Origin of the sequence: Janthinobacterium rivuli (genome assembly GCF_029690045.1) — a bacterium.
GTDB classification, from domain to species: domain Bacteria; phylum Pseudomonadota; class Gammaproteobacteria; order Burkholderiales; family Burkholderiaceae_D; genus Janthinobacterium; species Janthinobacterium rivuli.
The window spans coordinates 3,020,037-3,038,188 of the sequence record NZ_CP121464.1; the positions used below are offsets into that span (position 1 = coordinate 3,020,037).

The 18,152-nt window shown below is 60.9% G+C and carries 16 protein-coding genes; 14 read left to right on the forward strand and 2 right to left on the reverse strand.

Features of this window, described 5'->3' with window-relative positions; genetic code table 11:
- Positions 1-17 precede the first annotated feature (17 nt).
- Together P9875_RS13890 and map are read right to left on the reverse strand one after the other, a co-directional pair.
- A complete protein-coding gene (locus P9875_RS13890) occupies positions 18-2,585 on the reverse strand; it encodes a [protein-PII] uridylyltransferase (protein WP_278318716.1) in 2,568 nt (855 codons plus the stop codon).
- Positions 2,586-2,620: 35 nt separating this feature from the next.
- A complete protein-coding gene (map, locus tag P9875_RS13895; protein ID WP_035826955.1) occupies positions 2,621-3,433 on the reverse strand; it encodes a type I methionyl aminopeptidase in 813 nt (270 codons plus the stop codon).
- A gap of 390 nt (positions 3,434-3,823) precedes the next feature.
- Between map and rpsB the strand changes: the two genes are divergently transcribed.
- The 14 genes from rpsB to lpxB all read left to right on the forward strand — a co-directional run bounded on the left by rpsB (position 3,824) and on the right by lpxB (position 18,145).
- A complete protein-coding gene (gene rpsB / locus P9875_RS13900) occupies positions 3,824-4,576 on the forward strand; it encodes a 30S ribosomal protein S2 (RefSeq protein ID WP_010397614.1) in 753 nt (250 codons plus the stop codon).
- 158 nt (positions 4,577-4,734) lie between these two features.
- Positions 4,735-5,646 carry a translation elongation factor Ts gene (gene tsf, locus P9875_RS13905; protein ID WP_034752260.1) on the forward strand — a complete coding sequence of 304 codons (912 nt, stop codon included), beginning with the start codon at positions 4,735-4,737 and terminating at the stop codon, positions 5,644-5,646.
- A gap of 147 nt (positions 5,647-5,793) precedes the next feature.
- On the forward strand, positions 5,794-6,510 hold the full coding sequence (gene pyrH / locus P9875_RS13910; protein ID WP_035818156.1) for a UMP kinase: 717 nt from the start codon (positions 5,794-5,796) through the stop codon (positions 6,508-6,510).
- Positions 6,511-6,689: 179 nt separating this feature from the next.
- Positions 6,690-7,250 (forward strand): ribosome recycling factor, encoded by a 561-nt coding sequence (gene frr / locus P9875_RS13915; protein WP_034784152.1) that lies wholly within the window; start codon positions 6,690-6,692, stop codon positions 7,248-7,250.
- A 98-nt stretch (positions 7,251-7,348) separates the two neighbouring features.
- Positions 7,349-8,116, forward strand: coding sequence for a polyprenyl diphosphate synthase (uppS, locus tag P9875_RS13920; RefSeq protein ID WP_278318717.1), 768 nt, complete (start codon positions 7,349-7,351; stop codon positions 8,114-8,116).
- A complete protein-coding gene (locus P9875_RS13925) occupies positions 8,116-8,949 on the forward strand; it encodes a phosphatidate cytidylyltransferase (RefSeq protein WP_278318718.1) in 834 nt (277 codons plus the stop codon). Before uppS ends, P9875_RS13925 begins: the two co-directional genes overlap by 1 nt.
- A gap of 8 nt (positions 8,950-8,957) precedes the next feature.
- Complete coding sequence (ispC, locus tag P9875_RS13930) at positions 8,958-10,142, forward strand: 1-deoxy-D-xylulose-5-phosphate reductoisomerase (protein ID WP_278318719.1); 1,185 nt, start codon at positions 8,958-8,960, stop codon at positions 10,140-10,142.
- Positions 10,139-11,500, forward strand: coding sequence for an RIP metalloprotease RseP (rseP, locus tag P9875_RS13935; protein ID WP_035818163.1), 1,362 nt, complete (start codon positions 10,139-10,141; stop codon positions 11,498-11,500). The genes ispC and rseP overlap by 4 nt, the downstream gene beginning before the upstream one ends.
- Before the next feature lie 83 nt (positions 11,501-11,583).
- Complete coding sequence (gene bamA, locus P9875_RS13940) at positions 11,584-13,920, forward strand: outer membrane protein assembly factor BamA (RefSeq protein WP_278318720.1); 2,337 nt, start codon at positions 11,584-11,586, stop codon at positions 13,918-13,920.
- Positions 13,921-13,971: 51 nt separating this feature from the next.
- Positions 13,972-14,490, forward strand: a complete 519-nt coding sequence (locus P9875_RS13945) for an OmpH family outer membrane protein (RefSeq protein ID WP_051958405.1) — start codon at positions 13,972-13,974, stop codon at positions 14,488-14,490.
- Between the two features lie 149 nt (positions 14,491-14,639).
- Positions 14,640-15,695 (forward strand): UDP-3-O-(3-hydroxymyristoyl)glucosamine N-acyltransferase, encoded by a 1,056-nt coding sequence (gene lpxD / locus P9875_RS13950; RefSeq protein WP_278318721.1) that lies wholly within the window; start codon positions 14,640-14,642, stop codon positions 15,693-15,695.
- A complete protein-coding gene (gene fabZ, locus P9875_RS13955) occupies positions 15,692-16,186 on the forward strand; it encodes a 3-hydroxyacyl-ACP dehydratase FabZ (protein ID WP_035818168.1) in 495 nt (164 codons plus the stop codon). The genes lpxD and fabZ overlap by 4 nt, the downstream gene beginning before the upstream one ends.
- Complete coding sequence (gene lpxA, locus P9875_RS13960; protein ID WP_099402253.1) at positions 16,186-16,977, forward strand: acyl-ACP--UDP-N-acetylglucosamine O-acyltransferase; 792 nt, start codon at positions 16,186-16,188, stop codon at positions 16,975-16,977. Before fabZ ends, lpxA begins: the two co-directional genes overlap by 1 nt.
- The gene (gene lpxB, locus P9875_RS13965; RefSeq protein WP_278318722.1) at positions 16,961-18,145 is read left to right on the forward strand and encodes a lipid-A-disaccharide synthase; all 1,185 of its coding nucleotides are present in this window, start codon (positions 16,961-16,963) and stop codon (positions 18,143-18,145) included. The genes lpxA and lpxB overlap by 17 nt, the downstream gene beginning before the upstream one ends.
- The last annotated feature ends 7 nt before the right edge of the window (positions 18,146-18,152 follow it).

Genomic DNA, 18,152 nt, shown 5'->3' on the forward strand with positions numbered 1-18,152 from the left:
CGCTGCGCAGAAGGTATTTAGACTTTCAGCGCATCGAGTAAATCGGTTTCCAGCAATATCTGGTTGCGGGCATTGTTGAGCGCGGGACCGTCGACGAGGAAGACGTCTTCGACCCGCTCGCCCAGGGTCATGATCTTGGCCGTGTGCAAGTTGATGCGGTACTTGGTCAGCACGTTGGCGATCGCATACAGCAAGCCCGTGCGGTCGTTGGCCGCCACCGACAGTAAATAATATTGACCCTTTTCATCGGGCCGCAAATCCACGGTCGGCTGGAAGGGGAAGGTGCGCGACAGGCGCGACAGCCGTCCCTTGCCCGGCGGCGGCAGCGGCGTTTGCGACTGCAGCAGCTCGCCCAGCTCATGCTCGATCAGGCTGATGATGTCGCGGTAGCTCTTGGCGAAGTTCTGCTCGGTGACGAGGAAGGTGTCGAGCGCATAGCCGTTTTTCGTCGTGTGGATCTTCGCGTCGAGGATGCTGAAATTCTTGCGGTCGAAATAGCTGCAGATGCGCGCGAACAGGTCGGGCTGGTCGGGAATGTACACGGCCACCTGCAAGCCTTCGCCGATGGGCGCCAGCCGGCATTTTACCACCGGCAACTTGCTGTCGAGCTTGTCATAAAGCGAGCGCGTCTGCCAGGCGATGTCGGACGCGTCGTGGCGCAGGAAATACGCCACGTCCAGCTGCTGCCACAGTTTCAGGTGCGCATCGGGCGGCAAGCCGTACAGGCGCAGGGTGGCCAGCGCTTCCTGCTGGCGGTTTTTCAGCTCGCGGTCGGCCGTGTGCGGCTCGCCGCCGAGCACGCGCAGGGTGATCTTGTACAGGTCTTCCAGCAGCTTGCCCTTCCACGCATTCCACACTTTCGGGCTGGTGCCGCGGATGTCGGCCACCGTCAGCAGGTACAGGCCTGTCAGGTGGCGCTCGTCCTTGACCACTTTCGCAAAGGCCTGGACGACGTCGGGATCGGACAGATCCTGCTTTTGCGCCACTTGCGACATGGTCAAATGATTTTCCACCAGGAATGCCACCAGTTCCGTGTCTTCTTCCGACAGACCGTGGTCTTGGCAGAACTGGGTGGCGTCGGCCACGCCCAGCTTCGAGTGGTCGCCGCCGCGGCCCTTGGCGATGTCGTGGAACAGGGCTGCCACGTACAGCAGCCACGACTGCGAGAAATCGGCCATCAGCTGGCTGCAGAACGGGTATTCGTGCGCATGTTCGCTCATCGTGAAGCGGCGCATGTTGCGCACCACCATCAAAATGTGCTGGTCGACCGTGTACACGTGGAACAGGTCGTGCTGCATCTGGCCCACGATGCGGCGGAAATTCGGCAGGTAGCGCCCCAGGATGCTCATCTCGTTCATGCGCCGCAGCGCATGGATGATGCCGACCGGGGCTTGCATGATGCGCAGGAAGAGGGCGCGGTTGACGGGATCCTGGCGGAAGGCGGCGTCGATCTTGAAGCGCGCGTGCCACAGGGCCCGCGTGGCGCGCGAGGTCATGCCCTTCAGGGCCGGGCGTTCCGTCATCAGCACGAAGACTTCCAGCATGGCCGATGGGTATTGTTCGAAGGTATCGTCGGCGCTGATGTCGATCAGGCTGTTGACTTCATTGAAGCGCTCGTTGATGGGCACGGCCACGTCGTCTTGCGGAAACAGCCGTGCCTCGATGTTTTGCAGCAAAATCGTGTTGAGCTGGGTCACCGTCTTGGCGGCCCAGTAGTAGCGCTGCATCAGGAATTCGCTGGCGCGGCGCATGTGCGGCCCGCTGCCCGTCGCTTGCAGGCCCAGCGATTCGGCGATCGCCGTCTGCACGTCGAACACGAGGCGGTCTTCGCGCCGTCCCGCGTGCAGGTGCAGGCGCACGCGAATATCCTTGAAGGCGCGCTCCTTTTCCATCAACTGGCGCGCTTCCGTCAGGGTGATCAGGCCGCCCGTGGCCAGGGTGCGCCACGAGTTGGCCAGGCCGGCCGCCTTGGCCACCCACAAAATCACTTGCAAGTCGCGCAGGCCGCCCGGGCTTTCCTTGCAATTCGGTTCCAGGCTGAAGGCCGTGTCTTCGTATTTTGCGTGTCTCTGGCGCATTTCCGCCGTTTTTGCCTGAAAGAACGCTTGCGGGTCCATGGCCGCGTCGTAGCGCTGCTGCAACTGCGCGAACAGGTCCGCGTTGCCGCACACGAGGCGCGCTTCGAGCAAGCTTGTTTGCACCGTGATGTCGGCCTTCGATTCGATCAAACACTCATCGACCGTGCGGATACTGTGGCCGATTTCCAGGCCCAGGTCCCACAGCAGTTGCACCAATTCCTCGAGCTTTTCCTGCGTGGCGGCATCGGGCGCCTGTTGCAGCAGGATCAGCAGGTCGACGTCGGAATACGGAAACAGTTCGCCGCGGCCATAGCCGCCCACGCCCACCAGGGCCGTGCCTGGCGGCAAGCCCGCTTCCTGCCAGGCACGCGCCAGCACGCCATCGACGCTGTGGCGCAGGCTGCGCAGCAGTTTTTCAGGCTTGCCGTCGGCCTGGAAGGCCGCAATGACGACCTGGCGGTCGGCTTTCAGTTGCTGTTTCAGCTGTTCCCGAACTTGCTTTTTCATCTGGGCCCTGGGGTGGCGGTGCGTGGGATGGAGAATCAGGCTTTGTTCAGGATCAAGGCGGGTGGCGGCGGCATGCCGGGTGAGACGGTCAGCACTTCATAGCCCGTTTCCGTCACCAGCACCGTGTGTTCCCATTGCGCCGACAGGCTGCGGTCCTTGGTTTTGATGGTCCAGCCATCGTTCATTTCGCGGATTTCGCGGCGGCCCGAGTTGATCATCGGCTCGACCGTGAAAATCATGCCCGCTTCCAGGCGCTCCAGGGTGCCTGGTTTGCCGTAATGCAGCACTTGCGGCTCTTCATGGAAGACCTTGCCGATGCCGTGGCCGCAGAATTCGCGCACCACGCTGTAGCCGGCCTTTTCAGCATGCTGCTGGATGGCGTGGCCGATATCGCCCAGGTGGGCGCCAGGCTTGATCTGGTCGATGCCCAGCCACATGCATTCATAGGTGATTTCCGACAGGCGCTTGGCCAGGATGGTGGGCGTGCCGACGAGGAACATGCGGCTGTTGTCGCCGTGGTAGCCATCCTTGATGACGGTGATGTCGAGGTTGACGGAGTCGCCGCTTTTCAAGACCTTGTCGCCAGGAATGCCGTGGCAGATGACGTCGTTGACGGAGGTGCAGATGGCTTTCGGGTAGGGCGTGTAGCCAGGAGGACAGTAGTTCAGCGGGGCAGGGATGGTGCCTTGCACGTTGACCATGTATTCGTGGCACAGGCGGTCCAGTTCGCCCGTCGTGACGCCGACCTTGACGAAAGGCGTGATGTAATCGAGTACTTCGGCGCCGAGCTTGCCGGCAACGCGCATGCCTTCGATGTCGGCGGCGGTATTGATACGGATGGTGGACATGGTGTAATTCGCAATCTGCAAGATGTTCGGGTGAAAAGCACAGACGAATCTCAGCGTATGAGGAAAAGTCTGCAAATATGTCGAAATTATAAACGAGGCGCCCGGCATCCGCCGCCTCCATCCTATGGCTGGCAGGTGATTTTTGCGGGAAAACCGATGGTCGATAAGCCTTGCACCAGTGTGGTGCAAGGCTTGCCGTCGCTGCGCGCGCGATTTGCGGCGTGGGCTTGATGAAATGGGCATTTCAGTGTAGAATCCCGGGTTGCTTGAATTCTCTTTTAAGCAGTGCAGTAAAACAGTGTCTTTAATTTATATAAACACGCGAATCCGGTCGACAAGGGTGCCTGTATGGTGACTGATCGGATTCCAGACCCAACCCTGGAGTTAATAATGTCCGTAACAATGCGCGAAATGCTGGAAGCCGGTGTCCACTTTGGTCACCAAACCCGTTTTTGGAATCCAAAAATGGCACCGTTCATCTTCGGCCATCGCAACAAGATCCACATCATCAACCTGGAAAAAACCATGGCGATGTACCAGGACGCAATGAAGCACGTGCGTCAACTGGCTGCAAACCGTGGCACCATCCTGATGGTTGGCACTAAGCGTCAAGCTCGCGAAATCATCGCTGCTGAAGCACAACGCGCTGGCGTGCCTTTCGTTGATCAACGTTGGTTGGGCGGCATGCTGACCAACTTCAAAACGATCAAAACCTCGATCAAGCGTCTGAAAGACATGGAAGTGATGATCGAAGACGGTTCGATCGAGAAGCTGTCGAAAAAAGAAGCGCTGATGTTCTCCCGCGAAATGATCAAGCTGCAAAAATCGATCGGCGGCATCAAGGACATGGGCGGCATTCCTGACGCAATCTTCGTTGTGGACGTCGGCTACCACAAAGGTGCGATCACCGAAGCAGCTAAACTGGGTATCCCGGTCATCGGCGTTGTCGATACCAACCACTCCCCAGAAGGCGTGAACTTCGTGATCCCAGGTAACGATGACTCCTCGAAAGCCATCATGTTGTACGCTCGCGGTGTTGCTGATGCAATCATCGAAGGCCGTGCAGCTGCCGGTAACGAAGTTGTTGAAATGGTTAAAGCAGCCGCTGGCGACGAATTCGTCGAAGTTAACGAACAGGCTTAATGGCCAGGCTATCGCAAGATAGCCGTTTGTAAGCACAGCAGTAAGGGAAAAGGGGTGGCAGCAGCTCCCCCTTTTTTTTAACAAAAAAACGATAGTGACCGCTGGCGAGGCATGCATGCCCGGCCGCGACTATCGACTCACCGAATCAGGAGAAACACATGGCAGCGATTACAGCAGCGATGGTAGGCGAATTGCGCGGCAAAACCGACGCACCAATGATGGAATGCAAAAAAGCACTGACCGAAGCCGAAGGCGACATGGCTCGTGCGGAAGAGATCCTGCGCGTCAAGCTGGGCGGCAAGGCATCGAAAGCATCGGCACGCATCACCGCTGAAGGCGTCGTGGCAACCTACATCGCCAACGGCGTAGGCGCCCTGGTCGAAGTGAACTCGGAAACCGACTTCGTTGCGAAAAACGACGATTTCCTGGCACTGGCCAACAACGCTGCCCGTCTGGTAGCGGAACACAATCCGGCTGACGTAGCTGCCCTGCTGGCCCTGCCACTCGATGGCAAGACCCTGGAAGACGTGCGCGCTGCCCTGATCGGCAAAATCGGCGAAAACATGACCATCCGCCGCTTCCAGCGTTTCGAAACCAGCGCCAAGCTGGCTTCGTACCTGCACGGTTCGCGCATTGGCGTGATCGTCGAATTCGACGGCGCCGATGAGCAAGTGGGTAAAGACGTGGCCATGCACATCGCTGCCATGAAGCCAGTGTCGCTGTCGTCGAACGAAGTTCCTGCGGAACTGATCGAAAAAGAGCGCTCGGTTGCACAACTGAAAGCCGAAGAAGACGCAGCCAAAGCGGCCGCCGAAGGCAAGCCAGCGCAATCGCCGGAAATCCTGGCCAAGCGCCTGGAAGGTTCCGTACAGAAGTTCCTGAAAGAAGTTTCCCTGCTGAACCAGGCTTTCGTGAAAAACGACAAGCTGTCGGTTGAGCAAATGCTGAAGGCGGCTAACACCAGCGTCAAAGGTTTCGCCATGTACGTAGTGGGCGAGGGCATCGAGAAGAAGCAAGACGACTTCGCAGCAGAAGTCGCAGCACAGATGGCTGCCTCCCAGGGAGCGTAAGTAAAGCGGGCCGAGAGGCCCGTTTTTTTGGCCCGCCCGCACCTGTCGTGCCGGGCGGCGGCATGGGCAGCTTCCTCCCGCCTATCCGGCGCTGCAAGGCGCTGCGCCATGTCATACTCGAATAACCTCATTTATGGAGCCCAGCTCATGTCAAAACCAGCCTACAAGCGCGTCCTCCTCAAGTTGTCCGGCGAAGCCCTGATGGGCGATGATCCCTACGGCATCAACCGCGCCACGATCGAGCGCATGGTGGCCGATGTGGCCGAGGTGGCGAAGTTGGGTGTGGAACTGGCAATCGTGATTGGCGGCGGCAATATTTTCCGCGGCGTCGCGCCTGGCGCGCAAGGCATGGACCGTGCCACCGCCGACTACATGGGCATGCTTGCCACGGTGATGAATGCCCTGGCCCTGGCCGATGCCATGCGCCACGTCGGCATTACCGCGCGCGTCATGTCGGCCATCGGCATCGAGCAAGTGGTCGAGCCGTACGTCCGCCCGAAAGCCCTGCAATACCTGGAAGAAGGTAAAGTGGTGGTCTTCGCCGCCGGCACCGGCAATCCGTTCTTCACCACCGACACGGCAGCTGCCCTGCGCGGTGCCGAGATCAGCGCCGAGATCGTCCTGAAGGCCACCAAGGTCGACGGCGTGTACACGGCCGATCCGCAGAAAGATCCGAACGCCACCCTGTTCCACACGATTACGTTCGACGACGCCATCGCCAAGCACCTGCAAGTGATGGATGCCACGGCATTCGCCCTGTGTCGCGACCAGAAACTGCCAATCAAAGTGTTTTCGATCACCAAGCCAGGCGCGCTGATGCGCGTCATCATGGGCGAAGACGAAGGCACGCTGGTTCACGTATAAGGGAAGCGGAGCGCCGAGAAACCGCTCATGGCTGCGTTGCAGCGCCTCGCCGTACATTAAGTACTGTCTTCGGCGCTGCGCCTTGCCCTGAACGGTTTTCGGCACTCCCGACTGCGCGAACATTTACACTGCAGTGAATAATTGTAATACCCATTTATTATCAAGATATAGGAGGGCGTATGTCCTTAGCTGACGTTAAAAAGAACACCCAGGAACGCATGACGAAGTCGCTGGAAACACTGCGGGCCGATCTGGCCAAAGTGCGTACCGGCCGCGCCCATACGGGTATCCTGGACCACGTGATGGTCGATTACTACGGTTCGCCGACGGCGCTGACCCAGGTCGCCAACGTGACCCTGATCGATGCGCGTACCATCGGTGTGCAGCCGTACGAAAAGAAGATGGCCAACACCATCGAAAAAGCCATCCGCGACGCCGACCTGGGCCTGAACCCGTCGGCACAGGGCGACCTGATCCGCGTTCCGACGCCGCCGCTGACGGAAGAGCGCCGCAAGGAAATGGTCAAGCTGGTCAAGAGCGAAGCGGAAGACGCGAAGATTGCCGTGCGTAACATTCGCCGCGATGCGAACGAGTCGCTGAAGAAGCTGGTCAAGGAAAAAGCCTGCTCCGAGGACGATGAGCGCCGCTCGTCGGAAGAAGTGCAGAAGCTGACGGACAAGTTTATTGCCGACATCGACAAGATGGTCGTCGACAAAGAAAAAGAAGTGCTGACGGTCTAGTTTTCAGTCCTTCGACACTGCCCGGAAAAGCATGGCTTTTCCGGGCAGTGCTATTTGGCGCATAATAGCTATCTTTTATTTTTGGTATTCTTGTTTTCATGATCTATTCGAGTTCGACAACGGCAGTACCTGAGGTCGGTACGGTGCCGCGCCATGTGGCAATCATTATGGATGGCAATGGTCGCTGGGCAACCAAACGCTTCCTGCCCCGCGTGGCTGGCCACGTCAAGGGCGCCGACGCCGTGCGCGGCATCGTCGAGACTTGCCTCGAACGCGGTGTCGAGTACCTGACCCTGTTTGCCTTCAGTTCTGAAAACTGGCGCCGCCCGGAAGAAGAGGTGTCGATGCTGATGCGCCTGTTCGTCACGATGCTGGAACGCGAAGTGGTCAAGATGCATGCCAACGATATCCGCCTGAAGGTGGTGGGCGACCTGTCGCGCTTCAATGAGCAGCTGCAAACCCTGATCGCCAATGCGGAGCGCAAGACGGCGAACAACACACGCCTGACGGTGTCCATCTGCGCCAATTACGGCGGCCGCTGGGACATCATGCAGGCAGTCAATAAAATGACGGCCGAGGCGGCAGTCAATGGCCAGCCCGCCGCACACGCTTACACGGAAGAGCAACTGGCGCCGCACCTGGCCATGGCCTACGCGCCCGAGCCCGACCTGTTCATCCGCACGGGCGGCGAGCAGCGCATTTCCAATTTCCTCCTGTGGCAACTGGCGTACACTGAGTTGTTTTTCACCGAGACTTTCTGGCCCGACTTCAATGACGAGTGCCTCGACGCGGCAATCGCGTCTTACCAGCAGCGCGAACGGCGCTTTGGCCGTACCAGCGCGCAATTAACTGAAAAGACAAACTGATGCTGAAAACACGGATAATCACCGCCCTGGTCTTGTTGGCGGTCTTGCTGCCGGTTCTGTATCTGAATTATTTCCCCGCCTTCGCCGTGATCGCCACGGCGTTCTTCGGCGCCGCCATCTGGGAAAGCTTCCGCATCTTCAAAAATCGCCAGGCGCTGCTGATTGCCGCCATCTGGACCGCCGCCTTCGCATATACGTTTTTTGTCGGCAACGGCATGGCGCAGCTCAATTTCTGGTTCGCCCTGTGCGTGGCCATCTGGCTGATCCGCTTCGTGCCCTCGCTGGCGACGGGCTTGCCGCCCACCGAAGGCCTGGGCAATACCTTGCTCAGCCTGGTGTACCCGGTGACCATCGTCGGCTGTTTTGTTGCCATCATCGCCCTGTTCCTGCATAGCCCCTTGTACCTGCTGTCCGTCATGGCCCTCGTGTGGATCGCCGATATCGGCGCCTACTTCTCGGGCAAGGCTTTCGGCAAGCGCAAGCTGGCGCCAAGTATTTCCCCCGGTAAATCCTGGGAAGGCGCCATCGGCGGCGGTATCGCCGTGCTCGTCATCTCCGCCATCACCATCGTGGCCGCGCCATCGCTGCCGGTCTTGCAAGACACCTTTGCCGTGCAGCTGCAATTGCGCCGCGGCTGGCCGGTGGCCTTGCTGGTGCTGCTGCTGATCGTCGCCGCCAGCATCGTCGGCGACCTGTTCGAATCCCAATTGAAGCGCCGCGCCGGCATCAAGGACAGCAGCAACCTGCTGCCTGGCCATGGCGGCGTACTCGACCGTATCGATGCCTTGATCCCGGTCCTGCCATTTGCCGCCCTCGTGGCCAGCTGGCTTTAAGGAAACTCATGCAATACCTCACCATCCTTGGCGCGACCGGCTCGATCGGCGTGTCCACCCTGGACGTGCTCGCGCGTCATCCGGAGCAATACAGCGTGTATGCGCTGAGCGCGCACAGCCGTGTGGCTGAGCTGGCCGCCCAGTGTCTGCAATTCCGTCCCCAGCGCGCCGTCGTCGGCACGGCGGATGCCGCCCTTGAACTGACGCGCTTGCTGCGCGGGCAGGGCGTCGATACGCAGGTCGAGTACGGCGTGGACGCCCTGTGCGCCATCGCCAGCGCGCCGCAAGTGACGGGTGTGATGGCGGCCATCGTCGGCGCGGCCGGCCTGGCGCCCACCCTGGCGGCGGCGCGTGCTGGCAAGAAAGTATTGCTGGCCAATAAAGAAGCGCTGGTGATGTCCGGCCAGCTGTTCATCGATGCCGTGCACGATAACGGCGCCGTGCTGCTGCCGATCGACAGCGAACACAACGCCATCTTCCAATGCATGCCGCACGCCCATGGCCGCGCGCCGGGCGCCGCCGGCGTGGCGAAAATCGTGCTCACCGCTTCCGGCGGTCCCTTCCTCACGCGCGACGTCGAGACGCTCGACGCGGTCACGCCGGACCAGGCCTGCAAACATCCGACCTGGGCCATGGGGCGCAAGATTTCCGTCGATTCGGCCACCATGATGAACAAGGGCCTGGAAGTGATCGAGGCGCACTGGCTGTTCGGCGCGCCGGCCGAGCAGATCGAAGTGCTGATCCACCCGCAAAGCGTGATCCATTCGATGGTGTCGTACATCGACGGTTCCGTGCTGGCCCAGCTGGGCAATCCGGACATGCGCACGCCGATCGCGCACGCGCTGGCGTATCCGCGGCGCATCGCTTCCGGCGTGGCGCAACTGGACCTGGCGCAAGTGGCGACCCTGCAGTTCGAGCGCCCCGATTTCCGCCGTTTCCCTTGCCTGGCGCTGGCCTTCGACGCCTTGCGGGCGGGCGGTACGGCGCCGGCCCTGCTGAACGCGGCCAATGAAGTGGCCGTGCAAGCGTTTCTTGACGAACGGATCGGTTTCCGCCATATCGACCGGGTCATCGCGCACGTGATCGAGACGGTGCCGCACGGCGCCGCGTCCAGCATCGAAGCCGTGATGGAGCAGGACCGCCTGGCCCGAGCGGCCGCGCAAGCGTACATCGCCCAAAGGCTGGCCGCATGACCTTGATTACCACCTTGCTGGCGTTCATCGTTGCGCTGGGCTCGCTGATCACCTTGCACGAGCTGGGGCATTACCTGGTGGCGCGCTGGTGCGGCGTCAAAGTGCTGCGTTTCTCGATCGGCATGGGAAAAGTGGTGTACTCGCGCAAGTTTGGCAAGGACCAGACGGAGTGGGCGATTTCCGCGCTGCCGCTGGGCGGCTATGTGAGCATGCTCGACAGCCGCGCGCAAGACCTCAGCGATTTGCCGGAAAGCGAATTGCGCCGCGAGTTCACGCGCCAGAGCGTGTGGCGCCGCATCGCCATCGTGGCCGCCGGCCCGCTGGCCAATTTCCTCGTCGCCATCGTGCTGTATGCGGGTCTGTTCATGCATGGCATCGAAGAGCCGTCGAGTAAACTCGGTCCCGTGGCCGAAGAGACGGCCGCCCATGCGGCCGGCTTGCGCAGCGGCGATACGGTTGAAGCGGTGAATGGCAAGGCCGTGGCCAGCTGGTCCGAACTGCGCTGGGAATTGATCCAGGCTACCCTCGACAAGCAGCCGGCCCGCATCGAAGTGCGCCGTCCCGACCGCGGCCAGCAGGAAGCGATCTTGCCGACGGCCAGCCTGACGGAGACGGACCTGGAAGGCGACGTGCTGGGCAAGCTGGGCCTGACCCTGGCCCGTTCCGCGCCCACCTTGATGGAAATCATGCCCGGTGGCGCCGCCGCGCGCGCCGGCCTGCAGAAGAACGACCAGATCCTGGCCATCGACGAACAGCCCGTGCACGACGTGGCGGCCGTCATCGCCACCCTGAGCCAGGCGCCGGGCAAGACCTTGCAATTGCAGCTCCTGCGCCAGGGCCAGGATCTGACCCTGTCCATCACGCCGGACGCCGTGCCGGGCGCCGGGGCGGAGGGAGCTGTAACAGTTGGTAAGATACAAGCAAAGCTGGGGCAGGTGCCGGATATGATCACCGTGGCCTCCGGACCGTTCGCCGCCGTGGGCAAGGCGTCCACCAAGGTCTGGGATACCAGTGTCATGAGCCTGAAAATGCTGGGCAAAATGATCACCGGCCAGGTCTCGCTGAAGAATGTGACGGGGCCCATTACCATCGCCGATTACGCGGGCCAGACGGCGCGCATCGGCCTGGTAAGCTACCTGAGCTTCATTGCCTTCATCAGTATCAGTCTGGGCGTGATGAATTTGCTACCCATTCCTGTTCTGGATGGCGGGCATTTGCTGTATTATTCGCTGGAAGTTTTGACCGGACGCCCCTTGCCGGAGCGCGTAGGCGAGATTGCCCAGCGCCTGGGGATCGGTTTGTTGCTGACCTTGATGGTGCTTGCCGTCTTTAATGACGTGTTGCGATTGCTGAATTAGGGCGGTGGTTGATGCCATTGCGTGAGTCGCACAAGCAATCTTTTGTGTATGTTGTCCATTGATTTACCCATTGAATAACCCCAATGAAATTACATTCTGCTCGTTTTGCCTTGCCTTCCTTTCGCCGCAGCCTGATCGGCGCCGCCGTCATGGCCATCTGTTCCGGCCACGCGCTGGCCGTCCAGCCATTTACTGTCAAGGACATCCGGGTCGAAGGGATCCAGCGTACTGAAGCGGGCACCGTGTTTGCCTACCTGCCGGTGCGGGTTGGCGAAACGTTCTCCGACGAGAAGAGTATCGCCGCCATCAAGGCCCTGTATGCGACGGGCATGTTCAAGGATGTGCGCCTGGAAGCCGAGGGCGACGTGCTGGTGGTGCTGGTCGAGGAACGTCCGGCCATCGCTTCCGTGGCATTTACGGGTACCAAGGAATTTGAAAAGGATGTGCTGGTCAAGGCATTGAAGGAAATCGGCGTGGGTGAAGCCAAGATTTTCGACAAGGCATCCGTTGACCGCGCGGAACAGGAACTCAAGCGCCAGTACCTGTCGCATGGCCTGTACGGCGTGAAGATCACCACCACCGTCACGCCGATCGAGCGCAACCGCGTCAACGTGGTGTTCGCCGTCGACGAGGGCGACGTGGCCCGCATCAAGCAGATCAATATCGTCGGCAACAAGGCCTTCACCGACAAGGAGCTGCGCGAACAGCTGGCCTTGAACACGGGCGGCTGGTTCAGCTGGTACACCAAGGCCGATCAATATTCGAAGACCAAGCTGACGGGCGACATCGAAGCGCTCAAGTCCTACTACCTGGACCGCGGCTATATCGAGATGCAGGTCGACTCGACGCAAGTGTCGATCACGCCCGATAAAAAAGACATTTACCTGACGATCAATATCACCGAAGGTGAAAAGTACAAGATCGCCGGCACCAAGTTCGAAGGCGAGATGTTCGGCCGCGAAGAAGAACTGAAAGCGCTGAACCTGATGCGCGAAGGCGAGATCTATTCGGGCGCGCGCCTGACGGCCACGAACAAGCGCATCCAGGACCGCCTGGCCACGTTCGGCTACGCCTTTGCCAACGTCAACGCGAATCCGGAAATCAACCGCGAAAAGCATGAAGTCGGTTTCACCTTTTTCATCGATCCGGGCAAGCGCGTCTACGTGCGCCACATGAATATCGCCGGCAACACCACCACGCGCGATGAAGTCATCCGCCGTGAATTCCGCCAGTTCGAATCGTCCTGGTACGACAGCAACAAGATCAAGCTGTCGCGCGACCGTGTCGACCGCCTCGGCTACTTCAAGGACGTGACCATCGACACGCCGGAAGCGCAGGGCACGACCGACCAGGTCGACGTCAACGTGACGGTGGTGGAAAAACCAACGGGTAACTTCCTGATCGGCGGCGCGTTCTCGCAATCGGAAAAATTCACGCTGTCGGCGTCGATTTCGCAGGCCAACTTCGCCGGTAGCGGCAACACGGTCGGCATTGAACTCAATACCAGCCATTACAGCCGCACCATTGCGTTTTCGCAAACCAATCCGTACTACACGGACGATGGCATTTCGCGCAGTTTTGAAGTCTACCTGCGCACGACGGAACCGCCGGCGCTGAACATCGGCAGCTACAAGATCAAGCAAACCGGTGGCCGCGTCAGTTTCGGCGTGCCGTTCTCGGAAGTCGATACCGTCTTCTTCGGTATCGGCGGCGAGCGCTCGCGCATCGAGACCGATATCACCAGCCCGATCCGCTTCAAACAGTACGTGGTCGACAATGGCGGCCCGTCCGACGGCATCGGTTCGGCCACGACGAATTCCATCCCGCTGACGGCGGCATGGCAGCGCGACAGCCGCGACAGCGCCCTGACGCCATCGATCGGCCGCTACCAGCGCGTCAACCTGGAGGCTGACCTGATCGGCGACCAGAAGTACTTCCGTGCCATCTACGAGCACCAGTATTTCCGTCCGCTGTTCAGCAAAGTCACCCTGGCGCTGAAGGGCGAGCTCGATTACGGCCACGGCATCGGCAAGCACGTGTATCCGGTCTTCAAGAACTTCTACGGCGGCGGCATCGGTTCGGTGCGCGGCTACCTGAGTTCCTCGCTGGGCGCGGTCGAACCGAGCACCAACGATGCCTTGGGCGGCGCTTCGCGCCTGATCGCCAACGCGGAACTGCAGATGCCATTCCCCGGTTCGGGCAATGACCGCAGCTTGCGCTGGTTCGGTTTCCTTGACGGCGGCCAGGTCTACCAGGAAGGCGAAAAAATGCGTCTGTCGCAATTGCGCTATTCTGCTGGCTTGGGCATCAGCTGGATTTCACCGGTGGGCCCGCTCAAACTGAGCTATGCCAAGCCGCTGAACGCCAAGCCGACGGATCGCCTGGAGCGCTTCCAGTTCCAGATGGGCACCGGTTTTTAACCGGCCATCTGAACCGGGGCGAGAGCTTTTACTTTTTGACCATGGAGTATCATGAACACCGCATCCGCTACCCTGCCCAAGACCCTTGCCGTGATCGCATTGTGCTGGAGTTCGCTGTTGCCGGTGCAGGCGCAGGCTCAGGAGTCGAAGATCGCCTGGATCAGCAGCGAACGTATTTATAACGAATCGAGACTGGCCAAGCTGGCCAGCGCCAAGCTGGCCGAAGAGTTCCGCTCGCGTGAAAAGGCCGTGCAGGAACTGGCCAGCCGCTTCAAGGTCGCCAACGAAGCCCTGGAAAAGGACATGCCGACCCTGAGCGAGGCGGAGCGCGCCAAGCGCCAGCGCGAGTTTTTCGAGCTGGACAAGGAGCTGCAACGCCGTCAGCGCGAGTTCCGCGAAGACCTGAGCCAGCGCACGAACGAAGAGCGTAGCGCCATCGCGGAAAAAGCCAACACCATCATCCAGCAGATGGCGCATATCGAAGGATATGACATCGTGCTGCAGGAAGCCCTGTGGGCCAGCCCGCGCATCGACATTACCGACAAGGTTTTGAAGGCGCTGGATAAGTAACAGTAACGGTTTCAAGCCTGGCAGTGCCGTAGCGAGCGGATGTGAGTTGTGGTTGAGAAGCGGAGCTGTGCTGGAGCACAGTGAGCATCGGAGACCGCAAATCGCGCCGCGCAACAGGCATAGTCAGGCGTTTTTATAAGGGTATATCGATGGGCACTCGACTAGGTGAATTGGTCGAACGCTTCGGCGGGCAATTGGCGGGCGATGCCAACCTGGAAGTTACAGGCATCGCACCGCTGGCCGACGCCGGCGCTTCGCACATCAGCTTTCTCAGCAATAGCAAATTCCGCGCACAGGCGGCCCAGAGCGGCGCTTGCGCGCTGATACTCACGCCGGCCGACGACGCGCTGATCGGCGGCGAGTACGCCGGCGCGCGTATCGTCACTCCGAATCCCTATGTGTATTTCGCGCGCGCGGCGCAGTATTTCGCCGCCCTGCACGACATCAAGCCGCCCGTGGGTATCCATGCCAGCGCCATCGTTGATGATGGCGCGCAGGTCGACGCGACCGCATCGGTCGGGCCGCGCGCCGTGATCGAAGCGGGCGCCGTGATCGGTCCTGCCTGCGTCATCGGCGCCGGTTGCGTGGTAGGGCGCGACGCCGTCATCGGCGCCGGTACCCAGTTGTTCGCCAACGTCACCTTCCATGCGCGCTGCGTGATTGGCCAGCGCGGCATCATCCATTCGGGCGCCGTCATCGGCACCGACGGATTCGGCTTTGCCAACGAAGGCGGCGTGTATATCAAGATTCCGCAGACGGGCAGGGTGGTGATCGGTGACGATGTCGACATCGGCGCCAACACCACCATCGACCGTGGCGCACTGGCCGACACCATCATCGAAGATGGCGTCAAGCTCGATAACCAGATCCAGATCGGCCACAACTGCCACATTGGCGCGCACACGGCCATGGCCGGTTGCGTCGGCGTGGCCGGCAGCGCCGTCATCGGCAAGTACTGCACCTTTGGCGGCGCCGCCATGGTGCTGGGCCACCTGACCATCGCCGACCGCGTCCACGTGGGCTCGGGCAGCATGGTTTCGCGTTCGATTCTTGAGGCGGGCCAGTACACGGGCTTCTATCCGCTGGCCAAGAACGCCGACTGGGAAAAGAGCGCCGCCATCGTGCGCAACCTGTCAAGCATGCGCGAGAAGATCCGCGCGCTTGAAAAAACAATTAAAACACTGACCACGCAAGACGAAAAATGACTACTGAAAAAAAGACCCTCGACATCCTCGCCATCAAATCGCTGCTGCCGCACCGTTACCCGCTGCTGCTGGTTGACCGCGTGCTGGACTGGGAAGCGAACAAAACCATCACCGCCATCAAGAACGTGACGGTCAACGAAGAGTTCTTCCAGGGCCATTTCCCGCACAAGCCGGTCATGCCTGGCGTGCTGATGATCGAAGCGCTGGCGCAGACGGCGGCCTTGCTGTCGTTCCTGTCGATGGGCGTGAAACCGGACGAAAATTCGGTGGTGTACTTTGTCGGTATCGACAATGCGCGCTTCAAGCGTCCCGTCGAACCGGGCGACCAGCTGAAGATGGACGTGGAAATCCTGCGCGTTTCGCGCGGCATCTGGAAGTACAAGGCCGTCGGTACGGTCGACGGCAAGGTCGCGCTGGAAGCGGAACTGATGTGCACCATCCGCAGCGCGCAGGATGCGAGCCAATCTGCGAGCCAGCCAGCGGGGCAGTAATGGCGGCCATCCACTCCACGGCAGTCATCGATCCGAAGGCCGAGCTCGACAGCTCGGTCGAGGTGGGTCCGTACACCATCATCGGTCCGCACGTGCGCATCGGCGCTGGCACGAAGGTTGGCCCGCACGTGGTCATCGACGGCCACACGACGATCGGCAGCGACAACCACCTGTTCCAGTTTTCCTCCATCGGCGCGCAGCCGCAGGATAAAAAATGGGCGGGCGAGGCGACGCGCCTGGACATCGGCGACCGCAACACCATCCGCGAATTTTGCACCTTCAACACGGGCACCGTGCAGGGTGGCGGCGTGACGCGCCTGGGCAATGACAACTGGATCTCGGCGTATGTGCACCTGGCGCACGACTGCCTGGTGGGCAACAACACGATTTTTTCCAACAACGCGCAGCTGGCGGGCCACGTGGAAATCGGCGACTGGGTCATCATGAGCGGCTTCGCCAACGTGCACCAGTTTTGCAAGATCGGCGCGCACGCCTTCGTCGGCATGAGCACCAGCCTGACGCAGGACGTACCACCGTTCGTCCTGTTGAACGGTAATCCGGCGCAAGCCCACGGCGTCAATATCGAAGGCTTGAAACGCCGCGGCTTTACGCGCGAGCAGATCAACGGCATCCGCACCGCGTATAAACTCATCTACCGCTCGGGACTGACCCTGGAAGAATCCAAGGCTGCCCTGTTCGAAGAAGAGGCGGCGTCGTCGCCCGAGGTGGCGCAACACATACGCGCCATGCGCGAATTCCTTGGCGTGGCGTCGCGTGGCATCGTCCGCTGACCAAACCAGCGGCCTGCCGGTCGCCAACGTCGCCATCGTCGCCGGCGAGGTGTCGGGCGACCTGCTGGCCAGCAGGCTGCTGTCCGGCCTCGTGCCGCAGCTGCCTGGAACGCGCTTCCACGGCATCGGCGGCGAGCACATGGCCAGGCAGGGTTTTGTCTCTGACTGGCCGCTCGACAAGCTGACCGTGCGCGGCCTGTTCGAGATCATCCCCCGCTACCGCGAGATCAAAGGCATCCAGAACGCGCTGCGCGACCAGCTGCTGGCCGAGCGTCCCGCCGTCTTCATCGGCGCCGACTACCCGGGTTTCAACCTGGGGCTGGAACAGCAACTGAAGGAAGGCGGTATCCCCACGGTGCACTACATCGGGCCGCAGATCTGGGCCTGGCGCGGTGGCCGTATCAAGAAAATCATCAAGGCCGTCTCGCACATGCTGGTGATCTTTCCGTTCGAGCAAGAGATCTACCGCAAGGCGGGCGTGCCCGTCACCTATGTCGGCCATCCGCTGGCCGAAATGATTCCGTTGCAGCCCGACGAAGCGGCCGCGCGCCGTGCCCTGGGCTTGCCGGAAGACGCGAATGTCGTGACCCTGATGCCGGGCAGCCGCGCGGGCGAACTCAAATACAATACGGTGGCTTTCGTGACCGCCTGCAAATTGCTGCTGGCGCGCGACCGCTCCCTGCGTTTCGTCGCGCCCATGGCCGGCGAAAAACAGCGCCAGTACTTCCTGCAATTGATCGCGGAAGCGGGCTTGCAGGACGTCGAGATACTGCTCACCGACGGTGGCTCGCACACGGCCATCTGCGCCGCCGATGCGGTGCTGGTGGCGTCCGGCACGGCGTCGCTGGAAGTGGCGCTGTACAAGAAGCCCATGGTCATCGCCTACAAGATGATGCGCGCTTCGTGGGAGATCATGCGCCACATGGGCTACCAGCCGTGGATAGGTTTGCCGAACATCCTGGCGCGCGACTACCTGGTGCCCGAGCTGCTGCAAAACGCGGCCAGCCCCGAGGCGCTGGCCGAGGCCATGTGGCAGCAGCTGAGCGACGTGCCGGGCCGTTTGCGCCTGGTGCAGCGCTTCACGGACATGCATCACAGCCTGCTGCGCGACAGCGCGCAGGAAAGCGCGAATGCCGTCATGCAGGTCATCGCCGCACACCGCAAGTAAGCACCGT

Coding starts and splice junctions, on each gene's coding strand:
- P9875_RS13890 (WP_278318716.1), bottom strand. CDS start 2,585: ATGAAAAAGCAAGTTCGGGAACAGCTGAAACAGCAACTGAAAGCCGAC.
- map (WP_035826955.1), bottom strand. CDS start 3,433: ATGTCCACCATCCGTATCAATACCGCCGCCGACATCGAAGGCATGCGC.
- rpsB (WP_010397614.1), top strand. CDS start 3,824: ATGTCCGTAACAATGCGCGAAATGCTGGAAGCCGGTGTCCACTTTGGT.
- tsf (WP_034752260.1), top strand. CDS start 4,735: ATGGCAGCGATTACAGCAGCGATGGTAGGCGAATTGCGCGGCAAAACC.
- pyrH (WP_035818156.1), top strand. CDS start 5,794: ATGTCAAAACCAGCCTACAAGCGCGTCCTCCTCAAGTTGTCCGGCGAA.
- frr (WP_034784152.1), top strand. CDS start 6,690: ATGTCCTTAGCTGACGTTAAAAAGAACACCCAGGAACGCATGACGAAG.
- uppS (WP_278318717.1), top strand. CDS start 7,349: ATGATCTATTCGAGTTCGACAACGGCAGTACCTGAGGTCGGTACGGTG.
- P9875_RS13925 (WP_278318718.1), top strand. CDS start 8,116: ATGCTGAAAACACGGATAATCACCGCCCTGGTCTTGTTGGCGGTCTTG.
- ispC (WP_278318719.1), top strand. CDS start 8,958: ATGCAATACCTCACCATCCTTGGCGCGACCGGCTCGATCGGCGTGTCC.
- rseP (WP_035818163.1), top strand. CDS start 10,139: ATGACCTTGATTACCACCTTGCTGGCGTTCATCGTTGCGCTGGGCTCG.
- bamA (WP_278318720.1), top strand. CDS start 11,584: ATGAAATTACATTCTGCTCGTTTTGCCTTGCCTTCCTTTCGCCGCAGC.
- P9875_RS13945 (WP_051958405.1), top strand. CDS start 13,972: ATGAACACCGCATCCGCTACCCTGCCCAAGACCCTTGCCGTGATCGCA.
- lpxD (WP_278318721.1), top strand. CDS start 14,640: ATGGGCACTCGACTAGGTGAATTGGTCGAACGCTTCGGCGGGCAATTG.
- fabZ (WP_035818168.1), top strand. CDS start 15,692: ATGACTACTGAAAAAAAGACCCTCGACATCCTCGCCATCAAATCGCTG.
- lpxA (WP_099402253.1), top strand. CDS start 16,186: ATGGCGGCCATCCACTCCACGGCAGTCATCGATCCGAAGGCCGAGCTC.